The sequence below is a fragment of the Lactonifactor longoviformis genome (genome assembly GCF_042848515.1).
Lineage (GTDB): Bacteria > Bacillota > Clostridia > Lachnospirales > Lachnospiraceae > Lactonifactor > Lactonifactor longoviformis.
This window is the reverse complement of record NZ_AP031453.1, coordinates 290,362-308,622: the sequence shown is the minus strand read 5'-3', so window position 1 is coordinate 308,622 and position 18,261 is coordinate 290,362. Positions and strand designations below refer to the sequence as shown.

At 46.5% G+C, this 18,261-nt stretch carries 14 protein-coding genes and 1 tRNA gene; 3 read left to right on the top strand and 12 right to left on the bottom strand.

What is annotated here, in order from left to right:
- Positions 1 to 10: 10 nt before the first annotated feature.
- The 8 genes from ACGHCT_RS01315 to ACGHCT_RS01280 form a co-directional block, all read right to left on the bottom strand.
- The gene (locus ACGHCT_RS01315; protein WP_226902443.1) at positions 11 to 1,393 is read right to left on the bottom strand and encodes a TrkH family potassium uptake protein; all 1,383 of its coding nucleotides are present in this window, start codon (positions 1,391 to 1,393) and stop codon (positions 11 to 13) included.
- Between the two features lie 19 nt (positions 1,394 to 1,412).
- The gene (pfkA, locus tag ACGHCT_RS01310; RefSeq protein ID WP_154257570.1) at positions 1,413 to 2,414 is read right to left on the bottom strand and encodes a 6-phosphofructokinase; all 1,002 of its coding nucleotides are present in this window, start codon (positions 2,412 to 2,414) and stop codon (positions 1,413 to 1,415) included.
- 60 nt (positions 2,415 to 2,474) lie between these two features.
- Positions 2,475 to 5,963 carry a DNA polymerase III subunit alpha gene (locus ACGHCT_RS01305; protein ID WP_390437766.1) on the bottom strand — a complete coding sequence of 1,163 codons (3,489 nt, stop codon included), beginning with the start codon at positions 5,961 to 5,963 and terminating at the stop codon, positions 2,475 to 2,477.
- Between the two features lie 3 nt (positions 5,964 to 5,966).
- Positions 5,967 to 6,554 (bottom strand): class I SAM-dependent methyltransferase, encoded by a 588-nt coding sequence (locus ACGHCT_RS01300; RefSeq protein WP_226902447.1) that lies wholly within the window; start codon positions 6,552 to 6,554, stop codon positions 5,967 to 5,969.
- 177 nt (positions 6,555 to 6,731) lie between these two features.
- Entirely contained in the window at positions 6,732 to 7,571 is an 840-nt protein-coding gene (locus ACGHCT_RS01295; protein ID WP_226902449.1) for a S1 RNA-binding domain-containing protein, read from the bottom strand.
- Positions 7,572 to 7,642: 71 nt separating this feature from the next.
- The gene (locus tag ACGHCT_RS01290; protein WP_154257567.1) at positions 7,643 to 8,371 is read right to left on the bottom strand and encodes an acyl-[acyl-carrier-protein] thioesterase; all 729 of its coding nucleotides are present in this window, start codon (positions 8,369 to 8,371) and stop codon (positions 7,643 to 7,645) included.
- 122 nt (positions 8,372 to 8,493) lie between these two features.
- Positions 8,494 to 8,565, bottom strand: a tRNA-Gln gene (locus tag ACGHCT_RS01285).
- A 77-nt stretch (positions 8,566 to 8,642) separates the two neighbouring features.
- Entirely contained in the window at positions 8,643 to 9,818 is a 1,176-nt protein-coding gene (locus tag ACGHCT_RS01280; RefSeq protein WP_226902450.1) for a cation diffusion facilitator family transporter, read from the bottom strand.
- 126 nt (positions 9,819 to 9,944) lie between these two features.
- Here ACGHCT_RS01280 and ACGHCT_RS01275 point away from each other — a divergent pair, with 126 nt between their 5' ends.
- Both ACGHCT_RS01275 and ACGHCT_RS01270 read left to right on the top strand, forming a co-directional pair.
- A complete protein-coding gene (locus tag ACGHCT_RS01275) occupies positions 9,945 to 10,529 on the top strand; it encodes a D-alanyl-D-alanine carboxypeptidase family protein (protein ID WP_154257565.1) in 585 nt (194 codons plus the stop codon).
- Between the two features lie 121 nt (positions 10,530 to 10,650).
- Positions 10,651 to 12,114: a nicotinate phosphoribosyltransferase gene (locus ACGHCT_RS01270; protein ID WP_154257564.1), complete on the top strand. Its 1,464-nt coding sequence runs from the start codon at positions 10,651 to 10,653 to the stop codon at positions 12,112 to 12,114.
- Positions 12,115 to 12,163: 49 nt separating this feature from the next.
- On the opposite strand, the gene ACGHCT_RS01265 is transcribed toward ACGHCT_RS01270, so the two are convergent.
- From ACGHCT_RS01265 to ACGHCT_RS01255, 3 genes are all read right to left on the bottom strand, one after another.
- Positions 12,164 to 13,090, bottom strand: coding sequence for a dipeptidase (locus ACGHCT_RS01265; RefSeq protein WP_390437761.1), 927 nt, complete (start codon positions 13,088 to 13,090; stop codon positions 12,164 to 12,166).
- A gap of 116 nt (positions 13,091 to 13,206) precedes the next feature.
- Positions 13,207 to 14,853, bottom strand: coding sequence for a M56 family metallopeptidase (locus ACGHCT_RS01260; RefSeq protein WP_390437758.1), 1,647 nt, complete (start codon positions 14,851 to 14,853; stop codon positions 13,207 to 13,209).
- Positions 14,850 to 15,242 carry a BlaI/MecI/CopY family transcriptional regulator gene (locus ACGHCT_RS01255; protein ID WP_390437756.1) on the bottom strand — a complete coding sequence of 131 codons (393 nt, stop codon included), beginning with the start codon at positions 15,240 to 15,242 and terminating at the stop codon, positions 14,850 to 14,852. Before ACGHCT_RS01255 ends, ACGHCT_RS01260 begins: the two co-directional genes overlap by 4 nt.
- Before the next feature lie 285 nt (positions 15,243 to 15,527).
- Between ACGHCT_RS01255 and spoVT the strand changes: the two genes are divergently transcribed.
- Positions 15,528 to 16,070 carry a stage V sporulation protein T gene (spoVT, locus tag ACGHCT_RS01250; RefSeq protein ID WP_154257560.1) on the top strand — a complete coding sequence of 181 codons (543 nt, stop codon included), beginning with the start codon at positions 15,528 to 15,530 and terminating at the stop codon, positions 16,068 to 16,070.
- 577 nt (positions 16,071 to 16,647) lie between these two features.
- Here spoVT and ACGHCT_RS01245 read toward each other — a convergent pair.
- A complete protein-coding gene (locus ACGHCT_RS01245; RefSeq protein ID WP_390437754.1) occupies positions 16,648 to 18,126 on the bottom strand; it encodes a sodium:solute symporter family protein in 1,479 nt (492 codons plus the stop codon).
- Positions 18,127 to 18,261: the final 135 nt, after the last annotated feature.

The window sequence follows — 18,261 nt, the reverse complement described above, 5'->3', positions numbered from 1 at the left end:
CACGTTCCTCCTATCCGATCAATATCTTTTCTTCCGGCAGGTGTATATTCGAGGTCTGCCTGCGGGCCTGTATCGTTACCGCCGTAGCCAGTGTTACCGGTCCGATCCTGCCGATATACATGGTAAGAATTACAATCAACTTTCCCGCTGCGGTAAGATTAGGTGTCAGTCCCCTGCTCAGACCGACGGTCCCCACAGCAGAAGTCATTTCATATAAAATATCGAGAAAGGGAGCATCAGACACCAGGGTAATCCCCACAACGGATATAAAAAGGACACTGAAGCTTACCAGCACCACAATCAGCGCTGTACGGATGTAGGTATCGGACACCTTCCTCCGGAATACCTCTGTCTCCTTCTTTCCCCGCAGAAAAGTTACCGCTGTCAGGACCAGTACCCAGACAGTTGTTGTTTTCACTCCGCCGGCGGTCCCCATAGGGGAACCCCCGATGAACATCAGGAGCATACACACCATCACCGATGCCTCTCTCAGTTTATCCTGTGCAATCGTAAAAAATCCGGCAGTCCTGCAGGTAACCGACTGAAACAGAGACGCCATCCAGGTCTGTCCCGGGGTAAAATCTCCCATGGTGCCGGGATTATGATTCTCGAACAAAAAGATCAGCACAGTCCCCCCTGCAATAAGAATCGCCGTACTGCTCAGCACAAGTTTTGAGTTCAGGTTCAGATACCTCCAGGTTTTCTTCCATTCTATCTCTTTTTTAACGATTCTTCTGCCTGTCCCCACAAGATCCCACCAAACCATATAGCCAAGGCCGCCAATCACAATCAGACCGATGGTGGTGAAGTTGACCAGAGGGCTGGTTGCATACGCCGCCAGGCTGGTATCTCCCATAATGTCCATTCCTGCATTGCAGAACGAGGATACTGCATTAAAAACAGACACACAGAATCCCTTTCCCGCGCCGAACCTGGGGATAAATGCAAAGCAGTATAAAACCACTCCCATTCCCTCCACAATAAGCGTTCCAGCCACAATCTTCCGGATCAGCCTGGCAAGGCCGCTCATAGAGTCCAGATTAAAGGATTCCCGTATCCTGTTCCTGTCATTCAGCGTGATCCGCTTTCCCACAACCATTAACACAATAGTACTCATGGTGATAATACCAAAACCGCCCAGCTGGATTAATATCAGGATCACAGCCTTTCCGAACACAGACCAGTTGCCTGCTGTAGATACCGTAGTCAGCCCGGTAACACACACAGAAGTGGTAGCGGTAAATAATGCGTCAATAAAGGTGGTATGCACTCCAGGAGCCGAAGATACCGGCAGATATAAAAGAATTGCGCCTACAAAAATTACCCCCGCAAAACCGAGGGCAATTATTTGTGCTGTTTTTAATTTTGTACCGAGATTTTTTAAAGAATTCATGAGCAATGTCTCTTAACTGTTATTTTACATTTTTGCTGTAATTGTGGGATAGGGCATGACCTATCTCATAGGTATATTCAGGAATCGACTTAGTCATAGCCAGCGCCTCGTTAATATCAAAATCAACATATTCCCCATTCTTATAGCCGATTACCCGCTGCGTCTTTCCTTCCAGAAGGACATCCACAGCCTTTGCCCCCATTATGGACGCATATACACGGTCCTTACAGGTAGGGCTGCCGCCACGCTGCATATGGCCCAGAATGGTTGCTCTGGTTTCAATTCCTGTAGCAGCCTCAATTCGCTTTGCCATAGCCTCAGAATGTCCGATTCCCTCCGCGTTAATGATGATATGATGCTTCTTGCCTCTCTTGCGGTTCTCAATGATATTATTGATTACCTTTTGTTCATCGTAATCATATTTTTCAGGAAGAAGAATATCCTCAGCACCGTTGGCGATTCCGCACCACAGGGCCAGATATCCCGCATTTCTTCCCATAACTTCTATAATACTGCAGCGTTCGTGAGAGGTTGAGGTATCCCGTACCTTATCAATCGCCTCCATGGCTGTATTTACCGCAGTGTCAAACCCAATTGTATATTCTGTGCAGGCAATATCCAGGTCAATGGTGCCCGGAACACCTACGGTATTAATTCCCAAATTGGCCAGCTTCTGGGCGCCGGCAAAGGATCCGTCACCGCCGATGACTACCAGTGCATCAATCCCGTGCTTCCTGCAGATCTCAGCTCCTCTTTTCTGTCCCTCTTCCGTACGGAACTCCGCACAGCGGGCCGTATAGAGAATGGTGCCTCCCCGCTCAATGGTATCTGAAACGTCAACTGCCGTCATATCAATAATTTCTTCATTCAGCAAACCATTGTATCCCTTTAAAATGCCCTTCATCTTACAGCCTTTGGACAATCCCCGCCTTACAACCGCACGAATCGCTGCGTTCATACCCGGGGCATCTCCGCCGCTGGTTAAAACACCGATAGTTTTTATCTCTTTCTTAGCAGTCATCTTATCCCTCCATTAATTGTCTGCACATTTTTTAACAATCTTCCACTATTCGTTCCTATTCTAATGCATTTTCATGAGTTTTTCAATACTCTTTTCTACAAGTTTAACGTTGCCTTCACCGTATTTTTCCCGCAATTTGACGAAAATGCCGGTTTCAAGATCCACGTTCATAGAGGAGGGAAGCATTTTTTTTGCTTTTTCAGAACGAAGATAGATCATCACCTGGCTTTTCCCGGGACAGCTGCTGATTTCCCCATAGAGTTCCTCCCGGGCATTTCTAAATTCCTCCAGATCTTCAAACTGCACCCAGAGTTCCCTGGGTACCGCCTCAAAGGAAAGGATTTTTTCACAGATAAGTTTGCTGGGTTTATCATCCTCCACCGAGATTCTCCCCTGGATAAATACTTTTGAGTCTACTTCCATCAGCATGGCGTTGTTTTCATAATCCCGGGGGAATACCACAACCTCCACAGTCCCCAGCAGATCTTCCAGGGTAAGGAAGGCCATTGTCTTATTGTTTTTTGTGTATTTTATCGTTTTGCCGGTAATCATTCCGCCCAGGACCGCTTTTGCTCCGTCGTAAACCTTGGGCATACCAGTCTCCTCGTCAGGCATAAAGTCTGAGGTAACTGCCGTTATATTTTTTCTCCATATCTGTTCATATTCTTCCAAGGGATGGCCGCTGATATACACGCCCAGAACCTCTTTTTCAAATGCCAGCAATGTTTCCTTCTCATATTCCTTCACATCCGGCATTCTCACTTCATACTCCAGCTTTTCTTCCTCAGAAACCAGATCAAAGAGGCTCATCTGCCCTGCCATAACAGTCTTTTTTTCCTGGTTGACTCCATCCAGAATCTGGGCATAGACCATCATCTGCTGGCGGCGGTTTCCAGGCAGGCTGTCAAAGGCTCCTGCCTTGATAAAGTTCTCAAGGGTCCTTTTGTTCACTTCCTTGCCCGACAGGCGTTCTATGAAATCTTTCAGAGTCTTAAAGGGCCCGTGTTCTGCTCTCTCCTCCACAATAGCCTGGATCACCGGACGACCGATGCTTTTAATGGCAGACAGCCCATAGCGTATATCGTGTCCCTCAACGGAAAAGGCACTTTCTCCTGTATTGATATCAGGGGGCAGAATCTGGATCCCCATCTGGCGGCAGGTCAGAATGTACTCGGAAACCTTGGTTGGCATTTCGATTACGGATGTCATTAAAGCAGCCATATATTCTACAGGGAAATAGCATTTCAGATAGGCAGTCTGGTACGATACCACCGCATACGCAGCCGCATGGGACTTATTAAATGCGTATTTGGCAAAGTCAATCATCTCATCGTAAATTTTATTAGCTGTCTTTTCACTGATTCCCCGGTTAATGCATCCGGGCACCCCTTCCTCTTCATTTCCGTATACAAAGCTCTGGCGTTCTTTTTCCATGACAGACGCCTTCTTCTTGGACATGGCCCTTCGAAGAAGATCGCTTCTTCCCAGGGTGTAGCCTGCCAGAGCCTGTACAATCTGCATTACCTGCTCCTGGTAGACGATACACCCGTAGGTTGCCTTTAGAATAGGCTCAAGCTGGGGGCAGTCATAGGTAATTGTCTCCGGGTGGTTTTTTCCCCGGATATACTGGGGAATAAAATCCATGGGGCCGGGACGGTAAAGGGAAATTCCCGCAATAATATCCTCCAGGCTCTGGGGACGCAGTTCCTTCATAAAGTTCTTCATCCCCGCGCTCTCCAGCTGAAAAATGCCCTCAGTTTTACCGCTTCCCACAAGGGTCAGCACCTGTGGATCATTATAATCAATGGCATCTAGATCCAGCGGATGCCCAAGACTTTTTTCCACAAGCTTCTGGGCATTCTGGATAACCGTCAGAGTCCGCAAGCCTAAAAAGTCCATTTTCAGGAGCCCCAGCTCCTCCAGCGTCGTCATGGTGAACTGTGTGGTAATGGAACCGTCAGAGGCTCTGGAGAGGGGTACATACTCGTCCACCGGTTTCTGGCTGATCACCACGCCTGCCGCATGCATAGACGTGTGGCGGGGCAGCCCCTCCAGACGCCGGGACATATCAATAAGCTTCTGAACCGTATCATCTTCCTCGTACATCTCCCGGAGCTCACGATTCATCTTCAGCGCTTTATCTATGGTAATATTCAATTCATTGGGAATCATCTTGGCGATGGTGTCACACTGGGCATACGGCAGATCCATGACACGCCCAACATCCCGGATCACACCTCTGGCCGCCATAGTACCGAAAGTTACAATCTGGACCACCCGGTCCTTCCCGTACTTTTCCACCACATAATCAATGACCTCCTGGCGTCGTTCAAAGCAAAAATCCACATCAATATCCGGCATGGATACACGTTCCGGATTCAGGAAACGCTCAAACAGAAGATCATAGCGGATGGGATCCAGCTGTGTAATCCCAAGCGTATACGCTACCAGGCTGCCTGCGGCAGAGCCTCTTCCGGGCCCTACAATAATATCCTTTTCCCTGGCATAACGGATGAAATCCCATACAATAAGAAAGTAATCCACATATCCCATGTTGGAGATAACACCCAGCTCATAATCCAGGCGCTGAGAAAGCTCCTCAGCCCGTTTTGGGGAATACTTATCCCGCAGGCCGTCAAAGCACAGTTTGTTCAGGTACTCCCAGGCCGTATATCCCTGTGGAACGTCAAATCTTGGCAGCTTGGTGACGCCGAATTCTATCTCGACGTTGCATCGCTCGGCTATTTTATGGGTATTTTCCAGAGCCTCCAGAGCATAAGGAAACAGCGCTTCCATCTCCTGGGGTGACTTTACATAATACTGCCCCCCCTCGTAGCGCATTCTATCCTCATCCTGAAGTTTTTTTCCGGTCTGGACACAGAGAAGAATGTCATGGGATTCAGCATCTGTGTCATAAGTATAATGCACGTCGTTAGTTGCGATCAGGGGAATTCCCAGCTCCTGACTCATACGCATAAGCTGCTGATTCACGTACTGCTGCTCCGGGATCCCGTGATCCTGAAGCTCCAGGAAAAAATTCCCCTTTCCAAATACGTTTTCATATTTTAATGCGGCTTGCTTCGCCTCTTCGTAAAATCTCTTTGTAATATTTCTTGCAACTTCTCCTGCAAGGCAGGCGGATGATGCAATAATTCCTTCATGGAATTCTTCCAACACTTCCATATCCACCCTGGGTTTGTAATAGAAGCCTTCTACAAATCCCTTGGATACTATTTTCATCAGGTTGTGATAGCCCTGATCATTCTCTGCCAGCAGTACCAGATGGTAATAGCGGTCCTCGCCCTCGGTGAGTTCTTTGTCAAATCTGGAATTCGGGGCCACATAAACCTCGCAGCCCATAATGGGTTTGATTCCCTGAGCTTTGGCCTCCCTATAAAAATCAATGCACCCAAACATGACCCCATGGTCTGTTATGGCTGCACTGTCCATCCCCAGTTCTTTTACTCTGGATACATATTCTTTTATTTTATTAGAACCATCCAGCAGGCTGTACTCTGTATGCACATGTAAATGGGTAAATTGTGTCATAGCTTACTCCGTTTTGCGAAGCAATACATTGAACCATTCATTGCCTTCGCTCTCTTTGCGGATATCCTCTGTAATCCAGATATCCATTAATTCCACATTACGCAGGCTCTCAACCAAATCCTCCAGGGTTCTCTTAGAGTAATCACAGAAATATCTCCCGTTATACTGCCCGTCCCTGTCTCCTTTCCGCACCGAAAAATACATGATTCCTCCCTCTTTCAGGGAACGTATCACCTTTTTCATAGCCTTCTTCACTTCCTTCGGCGTAAAATGTCCGATAACGGCACAGGCCCAGACACCGTCAAAGACGTCATCAAAGTCCATGTCCTCAAGCCTTAAATTCAGTACTTCCTTTCCTGTATGGATACTGGCCAGTTTGCACATCTCTGCAGAAGCATCCATTGGAGTTACTGAGATTCCTTCTTCTTCCATATAAAGGGTGTCACGTCCGGAACCGCAGCCCAGGTCCAGTACCTCCGCATTCTCAGGGAGCAGTTCTATAAAGGGCTTCAGCATCTCTTCCATACTTAAGTCTACTGTTTTCTCAAAATAAGGTATCGCGTATCGGTCATAATAGTCAATCGAGTCCACGTAATTTCCTCCTTTAAAAATTCAACTGTTATTTCAGTTACTTACCTATGATGGGCTGTCCGATCAGGAAGCAAAAATCCATGATCGCCATTCACCGCTCGCCAAAAGTGAGCAAAACTCCCCATGGCTCGCTAACGCTCATTATATCATAACTTGTCCCTCGCGTGAAGATTGATCTTACAGTTTATAGATCCTGCCGCCCTCGATCTTTACCTTTTTTTCCTTCAGCAGATGGCCAACTGCCCGCTTAAACGCGTTTTTGCTCAGGCCGAATTCTCTCTGGATCACCTCCGGTGCCGCCTTGTCATCAAAAGGCAGTACCCCGGCGAATTCTTCAATCACCTGAAGAACATTTACCGCATCCTCGTCAATCTGGATATATGCCTTCTGTTTTGTGCTGAGATCCAGCTTCCCATCTTCCTTCACATTGGTCACACGGCAGGAGAGAACATCTCCAACCTTATACTCTCCCTGTGCTTCCCTCTTGGGAATCAGACCGGAATATTGATTGTCCACAGCCACAAACACTCCGAAATTATCACTGATTTCATAGACCCTTCCCGTCACCTCATCCCCGATAATATAGGGGGAATTCTTTTTCAGGTAATGATAAACCTTCATAGTAGCACAGAGGCGGTCGCTCTTATCCGCGTACAGGGCCACCAGGCACTCCTGGCCCTCGTGCACACGTTTCGTCTGCTCCTTAAAAGGAAGAAACAAATCCTTCTCCAGCCCCCAGTCCAGAAAAGCGCCGATCTTGCCAACAGCAGCCACCTTCAGCACCGCCAGCTGGCCAAGCTCCGCCACCGGCTCCCGTGTGGTGGCAATCAGCCGGTCTGAAGAGTCCTTATAGATAAAGACCGTAAGAACATCCCCTTCCCCGGTTCCCTCGGGTACCTGCTTTTTGGGAAGCAATACCCTTTCCTTCTCCCCGGCACCAGTCTTTTCTCCAAGATATACCCCAAAGTCAACGATTTTAACAACTGTCAATTCCTGTTTTTTACCTAACTGAATCATTTTTACTCCTTCGCTTTCTCCAAACAAATATCAAAAGGGACAGGTCAGTCCGATTTTGGGACGTGTTCTTTCTAGAAAGAACACGTCCCCTTTTGGGTCCCCTGAAACTCAACTATCACATATACTTCTCCCTGCTCATCGCACAGGGCTACGGTATACACTCCATCTATAGCATGTACCCTGGGACTTATCATATCTCCCAGCACTGCCTGCTTTTTATATTCTGCCCGCATCTGACGGATGGTGAAGTCCTCAGGCACCCACTCCATTGCCATCTGTACATACTGGCCGTTGTTCACATGGTGATTCGTATCCAGATGATGGGCCCGTACCGGAAATGCCTCCTGTATCCGACTGTCCAAAGGAAGCTTGATTTTCCTGGGGGCATAGTTCATATCCAGCTTTTCCTCTAATTGATAGCCTTCGATCTGCTCTGGGGCTACCAGAGCCGGTGAATTCGTCTCCAGATCCATGTATGCCCAGAGGGAATTGGCATAGGCCGCCATCTGCCCTTCCCCGTCTGTGAGGGTGAAGTTCCTGCTCCCCAGAAATTTTCTGAAATCATAGGGCCAGGTGCTTACCGTTACTTTTTCACACAGTGAGGGATATCTGTCGATGACAATCTGCCAGGATGACAAAAGCCATACCTTCTTATGTTCTGCCAGATAGTCGATTCCTAATCCCACATCTTCTGAATGGAAGGTGCTGCAGTCCTGAAAATAATTTAATATGGCGTTTAACGTAATCCTTCTGTCCTCTCCCACCTCGCTGTATCGAATCCTGCTGTCAAATGAATACATGCTGCTCCTTCCTTTCTTCTTAGCCCCATCAGCCTCCCTGGGGCATAATACATCCAAACCTTTCGGTAAATTTCTCTGTACCAAAAAATAAAGTCCCAAGTAAGACTTGGGACTTTCATAAGCTGGGCTACAAGGATTCGAACCTTGAAATGACGGAGTCAGAGTCCGTTGCCTTACCATTTGGCGATAGCCCAATTTCGCGACAAAATGAATTATACAATATAACGAATTTAAATGCAAGTACTTTTTTAAATTTTTTTTATTTTTTTTATTATGTACCCACAAACCCCTGATCCACCGTGATCACGAACTGGTACCGTCTGTCTTTTTCCTGCATCATTCGAATAACCTTATCTAATAATTCTTCCTGCCCCTTTTTGTCGTAATCAAAGGGAACCACAAGATCAAAGATAAGATTAATTTGTCTCTTGCCCTTCACCATCCTGAAATCATGCATGTTCAGCCGTTCGTCAATACTCTGCAGGACCTCTTCCAGCTCCTGTTTTGATTTCAGCACTTCTTCATCCCTGACTTCGATAGGATCCATATGAATCACTAAAAATATCCCCAGTTCTCTGGCCGCTTCCCGCTCTATCCGGTCAATGATCTCATGGGATTCCTCAATATCCGCATCCCTGGGAACCTCTGCATGGATGGAGGCCATACTTTTATTGGGTCCGTAATTATGTACGATCAGATCGTGCGTTCCCAGTATTCCATCATAAGCCTCTACCATTTCGGATATCTTCTTATATAATTCCGGATCTGCTGCCTCCCCTATCAGCGGCTCCAGTGTCTCCTTCGCAATGGATATTCCGGCCCACATAACCATCAGGGATACCAGAAGGCCCGCCGCTGCGTCTATGTTGACTCCCGCAAATCTGCAGATAAGAATGGAGATAAGGGTAGCTGATGTAGTCACCGCATCCCCCATAGAATCTGCTGATGTGGCAAGCATAACCTTAGAATTAATCCGCTTTCCCAGCTTTCTGTTAAACAGTCCCATCCACAGTTTCACCCCCACAGAAAGGACTAGAATCAAAAAGGGAACCAGCTGAAATGTTATCGCCTCCGGGTGCATAAGCTTCCCAGCACTGCTTTTGAAAAATGAAAATCCCACCTGTATTACAAGGAACGCAACTATAAAAGCTGCAATATATTCCATTCTTCCATGGCCAAAGGGATGCTCCTTATCCGCGGGTTTGCCGGCCATCTTCACCCCCACAAAGCTGATCACCGAAGATGCCGCATCCGACAGATTGTTAAATGCGTCCGCCATAACCGCAATACTGTGCATCAGCATTCCAATCAGCAGTTTTATCCCAAATAAAAGTACATTGCAGAGGATACCCACTATACTGGAAAGGATTCCATATCTGGTCCTGACCTCCTCACGTCCGATGTCCTCATAATCTTTCACAAATCTGCGCACTAAATATTCTGTCATCTTATCATCCGTCTCCTTACTCTTTCCCCCATATAGTATCGGGATTCTCTGTCTGCGTCAAGACATATTCTCCTGGCCAGGCGCATAAGATTATAATAGAACCATTTCATAAGGAGGATGGAACCCATGTCATCTTGTTCAGTACTAGTAAACCGGGAGTACCGCCTGCCTGCCTCATACATTCCAAAGAATCTGGTGGAACCCTCCATCCCCTTTGATGCACCGGCAGGGGATCCCAAGCGGCTCCTGAGAAAAGACGCGGCAAAGGCTGTGCACGCCTTGTTTCAGAGGGCAAAAAGCTGTCAGATTACCCTCTGGGGGGTCTCCGGCTACCGGCCCTACAGCCGCCAGGAGGAGCTCTATGAAGCCGCTTTAAAAAAAGCCAATCTGACCGTTGACTCTCCGCCGGAAGAATTATGTAAACTTCTTGTGGCTCCCCCGGGAGCCAGTGAGCACCAGACAGGGCTTGCCCTGGATGTCTCCTGTCCCGATGTTGCCTTTGACCTGGTAGAAGAATTTGCTGAAACCCAGGCCGGCAAATGGCTGAAAGCCTATGCCCCTCTGTACGGCTTTGTCATCCGCTATCCCAAAGGCAAAGAGGCCGTCACCGGGTACGCCTATGAACCCTGGCATATCCGATATGTATCCAAATCTTTGGCTCTTTATCTATCTCTTACAGGTCTTACCTTGGAGGAATATCACCGGATCTAAGCATCCGGTGTTTTTTTCTTCCATTTTCCCCGATTGTACTGTCAAAAATACCAAATATTTGCACGTTTTTTCTGGAATTGTGTTATAATAGCTACAAATCTTTTGAAGGAGAGCTATTGTTATGAGAGCTATGAATCTTACCTTACTGACCGACCTGTATGAATTGACTATGATGCAGGGATATTTTAAAAATCCTACCCATCAGATTGTTGTATTCGATGTCTTCTACAGAACCAATCCCTGCAAGGGCGGATACGCCATTGCCGCAGGTCTGGAGCAGGTTGTAGAATATATTAAAGACCTTCATTTTACAAGCGATGATATTGCTTATCTGAAAAGCCTGCATATCTTCGAGCAGGATTTTCTGGATTATCTGAAGGGCTTCTTTTTTTCCGGTGATATCTATGCTATCCCGGAGGGAACTGTTGTCTTCCCCCAGGAGCCGCTCCTGAAAGTCGTAGCACCTGTCATGGAAGCTCAGCTTATTGAGACTGCTATTTTAAATATTATCAATCACCAGAGTCTCATCGCTACCAAAGCTTCCAGAATCGTCTACGCTGCCAAGGGCGCAGGCATCATGGAATTCGGGCTCCGCAGGGCCCAGGGGCCGGATGCCGGAATCTTCGGCGCAAGGGCAGCCATGATCGGAGGGTGCGTGGGAACCTCCAATGTACTCACCGGCCAGATGTTTGATGTGCCGGTTCTGGGTACCCATGCGCACAGCTGGATTATGAGCTTCCCGGATGAATATACTGCATTTAAAACCTATGCGGATATGTATCCTGACGCATGTACTCTTCTTGTAGATACCTATGACACGCTGAAATCAGGTGTTCCCAACGCCATTCGGGTATTCCGGGAGATGAAGGACGCAGGGCATCCTCTGACTCACTACGGAATACGTCTGGACAGCGGAGATCTGGCCTATCTGTCCAAGGAAGCCCGGAAAATGCTGGACGCCGCAGGCTTTACCCATGCTACCATTGCCGCCTCCAGCGATCTCGACGAATACCTGATCGACAGCCTGAAGACCCAGGGAGCTAAAATTGATTCCTGGGGTGTGGGGACCAACCTCATAACCTCCAGCGGGCATCCGGCCTTCGGTGGCGTGTATAAGATGGCCGCCATCCGGGATAAGGATGCCGCAGAATTCACACCCAAGATTAAGCTCTCCGAGAATACCGAAAAAGTCACCAATCCCGGAAATAAAACCATTTACAGAATCTACAGTAAAGCCACCGGGAAGATCCGAGCTGATCTCATCTGCCTGGCAGAGGAATCCTTTGATACATCCCAGGATATGATTATCTTTGATCCCATAGACACCTGGAAACGGACAAAAATCGTTGGGGGAACCTATACCCTTCGGGAACTCCTGGTACCGGTGTTCCTGAAAGGGGAGTGTGTATACCAGTCCCCCTCTGTTATGGAAATCAGGGATTACTGCAGAAAAGAACTGGATACTCTCTGGGACGAGACCCGGCGGCTTATGAACCCCTCGGAGGTATATGTAGACTTGTCGGATCGCCTGTACGAGTTAAAAAAGGCATTGTTGGAAGAAATGGGGTCTGCCTCCATAAAATAGTACATGCCGGCCTGGGGGCTGCGCTTTTATGCCAGTGCTCCAGGTCTCTTTATGCCTCTGTGCGCTTTAGAAAGGCCATAGCATTGTCAAAGTACATTTTATCTATAACAGCCTGGGAAATCCCATGGGATAACAGATACGCGGCCGCCGCTCCAAGCTTAAAAGGGGAGTTCAAATCCGGAGAGATTTCAGCTCCGTCAAAGTCGCTGCCGCAAGCAATTACATCTTCTCCCCCAAGCTCCAGCATATGGGATACATGCCGGTACACCTGATCCAGACAGCGGGATCCATCCTCCCCCAAAAAGTGTCTGTACAGGTTAACGCCCACCAGTCCCCCTCTCCTTACAATTTCCTGAAACTGCCAGTCTTTTAAGTTTCTTTTATGAGGGCACACACTCCGCAGATTAGAGTGGGTTGCAATAAAAGGGCCGTCCGTGGCACTGCACAGATCGTCAAATCCGGGATCGTTCAGGTGGGAGGCATCAATTATCATATGCACTTCTTCCATTTTTCTGATAACCTGTCTGCCAAAAGAGGTAAGCCCCCCATTGGCGCTATTCCCTGAACCTAATTCATTCTCTCCATTCCACACAAGCGTCATTATCTTTACACCCCGGCCCGCAAAATGCGAGACATTCTCTAAATCGCCGTCTAATGCCCTCCCGCTTTCAATGGAGCGGATAAGGGCACATTTACCCTTTTTAGTAAGGGCCTCTATATCAGCCGCCGACTCTGCCAGCCCGGCAATATCTCCCTGAAGCACCGCCAGTTCCTCCAGATAGTCAAGATAACGGTCCGCATAGGCTTTCCCTCCTCCTTTCGGACAGGTATCCGGCACAAAGACTGCCATAGTCTGGCACAGGCATTGAAACTTATCCAGATCTGCCAGAGAAAACTGTGTGTCCCGGCAGTAAAAGTCCTCTTTCCGGTCGCACAATGGAACGATTGTGTCGCAGTGCAAATCAAATAATCTCATCTTGGATTCTCCTTTATTTTACTAAGCTCTTATGTCAATGTAGTCACTCTTGGCTGCCTTATAAAGCTGTTTCAGTCCAGTAAACTCCTTTCAGGGCAGGCAGATCTATACAATTTTCACCTAATCTGCATAGAATTACTGTCCTCCTGGCTTATGCAGGTACCGTTTGTCAGACTGCTGTTAGCAGGATATGTTCCGGTGATGGTTACTGTTCCAATCAGATTAGGGTCACTGGTGTCCCAGACAATCGTAAGATTATAGTTCTGATCCTGATAAATGACTGTATTTTCATCTGTAAGAGTACCAGATGCCCCCTTGATTTCTCTATAGGATGCGTCTTCCCCGTATTCATCTTTAGGTGTCTCACTGTCATAATCTATCAAATCAAAGACAATATCTTTTTCCCTAATATCCGTTACCGTAAAAATAACGGTAGGGTCACTGCTGTTGTAATAAGAAGTTTTCCTGTTTTGGGGAAATACTACGGCATCAGGTTCTGCCGCAGCTTCCGGAGCAGATTCATCCGAGAGCTTCTCCTTAAGGGCGGCTGGCTGTTCTTTTTCCTTTCCGGTATTCTCGTTCCCCTCTGCTGTAATCACCTTTGACGGCGGCTGTTCTTCTGCAGGCTTCTTAACCGTACTGTCTTCCGGTATCCCCCGCTGTTCTGCGCTAACTGTTTCCTTTTCCTCCTCCCCCGGTCCTACAGAGCACCCCATAAGGGTGCTTCCTGAAACAAGAGACACCGCTAAAACGCAGGCAAGAACTATCCCCCTTTTTAGCTTATCCCCTACCATTAGATTAGCAACCCTGCGCTTAAACTCTGCTTTTCCATCGTGCAGGCTTGCCGTCAGATAAACTTTGCTCCCGTGTGCTTTTAACGCCGTGTGCAGCAGAAGTCTGCTGTATATATAGTGATCGTTCTTATCCCTGCCCTCCAGAACTTTACTGTCACACAAGAACTCTAAGTCCCGTTCCGCTTCTCTCACCATAAGATAGACTGCGGGATTGAACCAGTATATGATATTCACAAGCATAAGCAGTGCTTTATACCACAGATCCTTACGCCTGTAATGGCACAGTTCATGTGCATAGATCATTCTTAGTTCTTTATCTGTATAAGTATTCTCCGGCAAATATAAGCGGGCTTTGAAAATACCTGCCAGCAGAGGCCCTGTGATAAAGTTATTTTTAAAAGCCCGGGGAGCATTTTTTATATGATATTCTCTGCATACAGCATCATATACTCTAAGCCTTCTGCTGTCTGTCTCAGGTGCGCTCCAGCGGTATAGCTTTTTCACAGCAAATTGATACGAAAACACTCTGCATATTCCCACGCCCACTGCTATCAGGATCCAAACCAGGAAAAAAACATAGGAATACAATGCTCTATCCCCAAGCATCCCTCCTTCTCCGGTGGGCACAGGCTCTCCCTTACTTATACTTGCGCTGTCCTCTGGTGTTATATCAGTCTTGTCCGCTGCTCTCTCCCCTCCGGTTAAAGCTGTATGCTCCAGTCCCAGTCCATCTGCCTCGTCCGCAGACAAACCGGCAGTTACCCCGGGCAGTGGGATCTCAACCTTCCATGGAGATATCTTTGACAAATTCACTGGTAGCAGTAAATACACGGATAAGACCAGCCACATAATGTATTTCCATCGCGCGGAATATTTACTGCCAAGTACTCTGGACAGGACAAATACTGTAAGAACACAGGCAGCCGCAAATAAATTAATCTTTGCCAGATTTATCATAAAATCCATCATAAACTACTCCCCTTCTCCAGTTCATGCAGGTATTCATCTAATTCCTTAATCTCCTCCTGCTTTAACCCCTTACCATGATAGAAAGAAGCGATAAAATTTTTTAATGAATTCCCATATAGCTTTTCAATGATAGTCCTGCTTTCCTGCTGCCTGTACGCCTCTTCCTTCACTACTGCGGTATAATAATTTAATTTTTCCTCTCTTCTGACAGCTACGAACTCTTTTTTTTCTAAGCGTGCTAAAAGGGATAAAATCGTAGTCGTGGCCAGTTTTTTCTTTTGATTAACATATTCCTCAATCTCAAGTCTTGTCATGTCCGGATGGCCGTTCCAGAGGGCAAGCATAATATCCAACTCTGAATCCGGTAACTTTTGAATTTCTTTCTTCATGCAACTCTTCCTCTCTTTCTTCTACAAATGTAGTATCTAAATATATACTACATTTGTAGAAGAAGAAAGTCAACTGTTTTCTTTTAAAAAATATATGTGGTTATAACAGGCTCAAGAAATAAGCCTTTCCGGCCTTAAAGTACTATAATTTAAGAGTTAAAGATGAATAATTTTATTAAAAGTAAAAATTAATGAATTAAGCATAATTTCCTTCATTTTACAAATAATACATTTATCTACAGATAAAAATGTAATAGAAAATATAGCATGGAGGAAGCAGATTGTATGAGAGCTACAGGGATAGTCAGAAGAATCGATGATTTAGGCCGGGTTGTAATACCGAAAGAAATAAGAAGAACATTACGGATACGGGAGAGCGATCCTCTGGAAATTTTTACGGATCGGGAAGGAGAAATCATTCTGAAGAAATATTCCCCCATCGGGGAACTGGGAGCCTTCGCTAAAGAATATGCGGAGGCATTGTCAACCACTATGGGAAGTCTGGTTTGTATTGCAGATCATGACCAGATTGTGGCGGCCGCAGGTCCCGGTGCCAAGGAATATCTGGGCAGACGAATTAATAAAGACCTGGAGGGCTTTATTGCAGAAAGAAAGTCCAGCTGTACCTCAAGCGGGAACTTTATTAAAATAGTGGAGGATGACAGTCAGTCTTATACCGGACAAACCATATACACTATAACAAGCGCGGGAGATGCCATTGGAGCCGTCCTCCTATTATGCAGGGACGGCAGCGTGAAAATGGATGAGACTGAGAAAAAAGTGGCTGCAGTAGCCGCAGGGTTTTTAGGAAGGCAGATGGAGCAGTAAGCTATTACTACATGATCGCTGTATATACTGTGTAAACGTATCGAAAAAAATTTTAGGTTAATAAACCGATATTGTCATGTAACGTTATAGAAAAATAAAATCAAATTGATGTAAAAAGCAAGAAGGTCATTATGAGGCTATGACCGCCTTGCTTTTTTATATTCACCAAAGGCTGGAATTGAAAGGAACTGGTTGGCTATAAGAAGTAAACCTCTGTTCCTTAATAAAATAAGAATTTTGCATCGGAATGTTTATTCTATTATGGTATAATTAGACAATTGGATCACGGAATTTAGTATAAAAATGGAGGACTTATTTGTTCTATATCAAGAAAAGACCTCGGCAAACAAGAATTCCAAGTTATGCTTGTAATCCTTGCTTCCGGGTATCCATTTTATTATAGGAGCCACCGCCGCCGGACGTATCAGGCGGCGGTACGGAAATTGGGGAGAGGGGGCCCCTAAGCATCAGACGTATAATTTTTACAGATAACCAAATGAATGGTCCATCTTCCCCATATCTATGTTCTTCCCGGCATTCGCCAGGTGAAATGCACACATTTTATATAATCTCTGCATTAGTCCCGCAGCTGGACAGCCTGATCCGCGTTCTGATGTATCATCCACCAATTGACTATGAAAGCCACTGCCAGGCTGACAACGCATCCGATTCCCACAGACAGATACACACTTAACACTAGTTTCCCCACATAGGCAATCAGATACGAAGAGATACCGCACACAGCAGACACAATAGCGGAAAGCTTGTGAACCTTCTTCTGGGTTACCGCCACTAGCAGGGGACCCGCCACAGCACTCAAAATCACGCCTGTCCCAATCCAGTTTAATACATTCAGGGAACTGGGCCTGTTAAATGCTATGGGGAGAGAGGCCAAACCGACCAGAACAACTGACCATTTCGCAATTGCCAGAGAGTTTTTGTCTGCTTTCTCTACATCCACCTTCTGCCCGCAGTCAATTTTATGCTGGATATAGGTCTGTCTGTATAACGTGTTCCCCAGTACAGTAGCCAGCATTACCATAACGCCGTCCGTGGTTGACATTGTCGCAGCCAGCAGAACCACATTAAAAAACGCGCCGACTACAGGATGATATACCATCTTAACAAAAGTGGGCAGCGCGTCGTCAGCGTTGGCCAGTGTATCAGGAGTCAGAATTCTGGAGTACAAACCGCCCACAATAACCATACCTCCGATAAATAAGCAGAATCCGGCAAAAAGAATGAATTTTTTCAAATCACGGTTTGTCTTCAGATACTGTACTTTATTCATAAGCTGAGGATTCAAAGACCAGCAGGCATTTGAAATAAAGATTCCTGCGATTGCAACAGGTCCGGCAAACGCCGCATCTGAAGGATTAAATGTAGAGGACAGGTTGGGATCAATCTCTGTCAGCATCCTGGGAACTTCTGTAAACACGTTTCCGAACAAAACAAAGCCAGTCACTACCACTACAATAGAGACAATACACATCAGTGTTCCCTGGACGACATTTGTATAAATATGGGCATAGGTACCTCCCAGAAACAGATAAATCATAACAACAACGACACCAATCAGCACCCCTACATCATAGGGAATTCCCAGAGTGGCATTCATCAGCGTTCCAACGCCTACAAACTGGGCAGCAAGAGGGACAATATTACACAGGCAGACAATCCCGATAAGCAGACGCAGCCCCTTGCTTTGATACACATCAGCCAGCCAGTCAGGCATGGTCAGCGCATTCGTTTTGTTCGCAAGCTTCCGATAGCTTCCAGCCACCAGGGCAAGCATTAGAATAGCAGGAAACCAGTGCCCCATATGATACCACAGCAGCGACACCCCATTTTTATAAGCAAGCCCGGGCAAACCCAGAAAAGTCCCTGCGCTCATAAAGGTAGCAGCCCATGTAATCGCCACAATATAAGGGTTTACATCTCCCGAAGAGACAGCAAATGATTTCATATCCTTTGTTTTTTTCAGTCCTTTTACCCCAAGTACCCCCATTGCCACCAGATATATAAGGAATAAGATTATAAATGTAGTTTTCATCATAATGACTCTTCCCCGCCTTTCCTGTCTATAGTATTTTTTGAATACAGTCCTTGCGCAGCACCGAACACAATGAGCCAGCTGATAATTTCTACAATCACCCAAATTTTAAACATATGTATCTCCTTTTCGTCTATT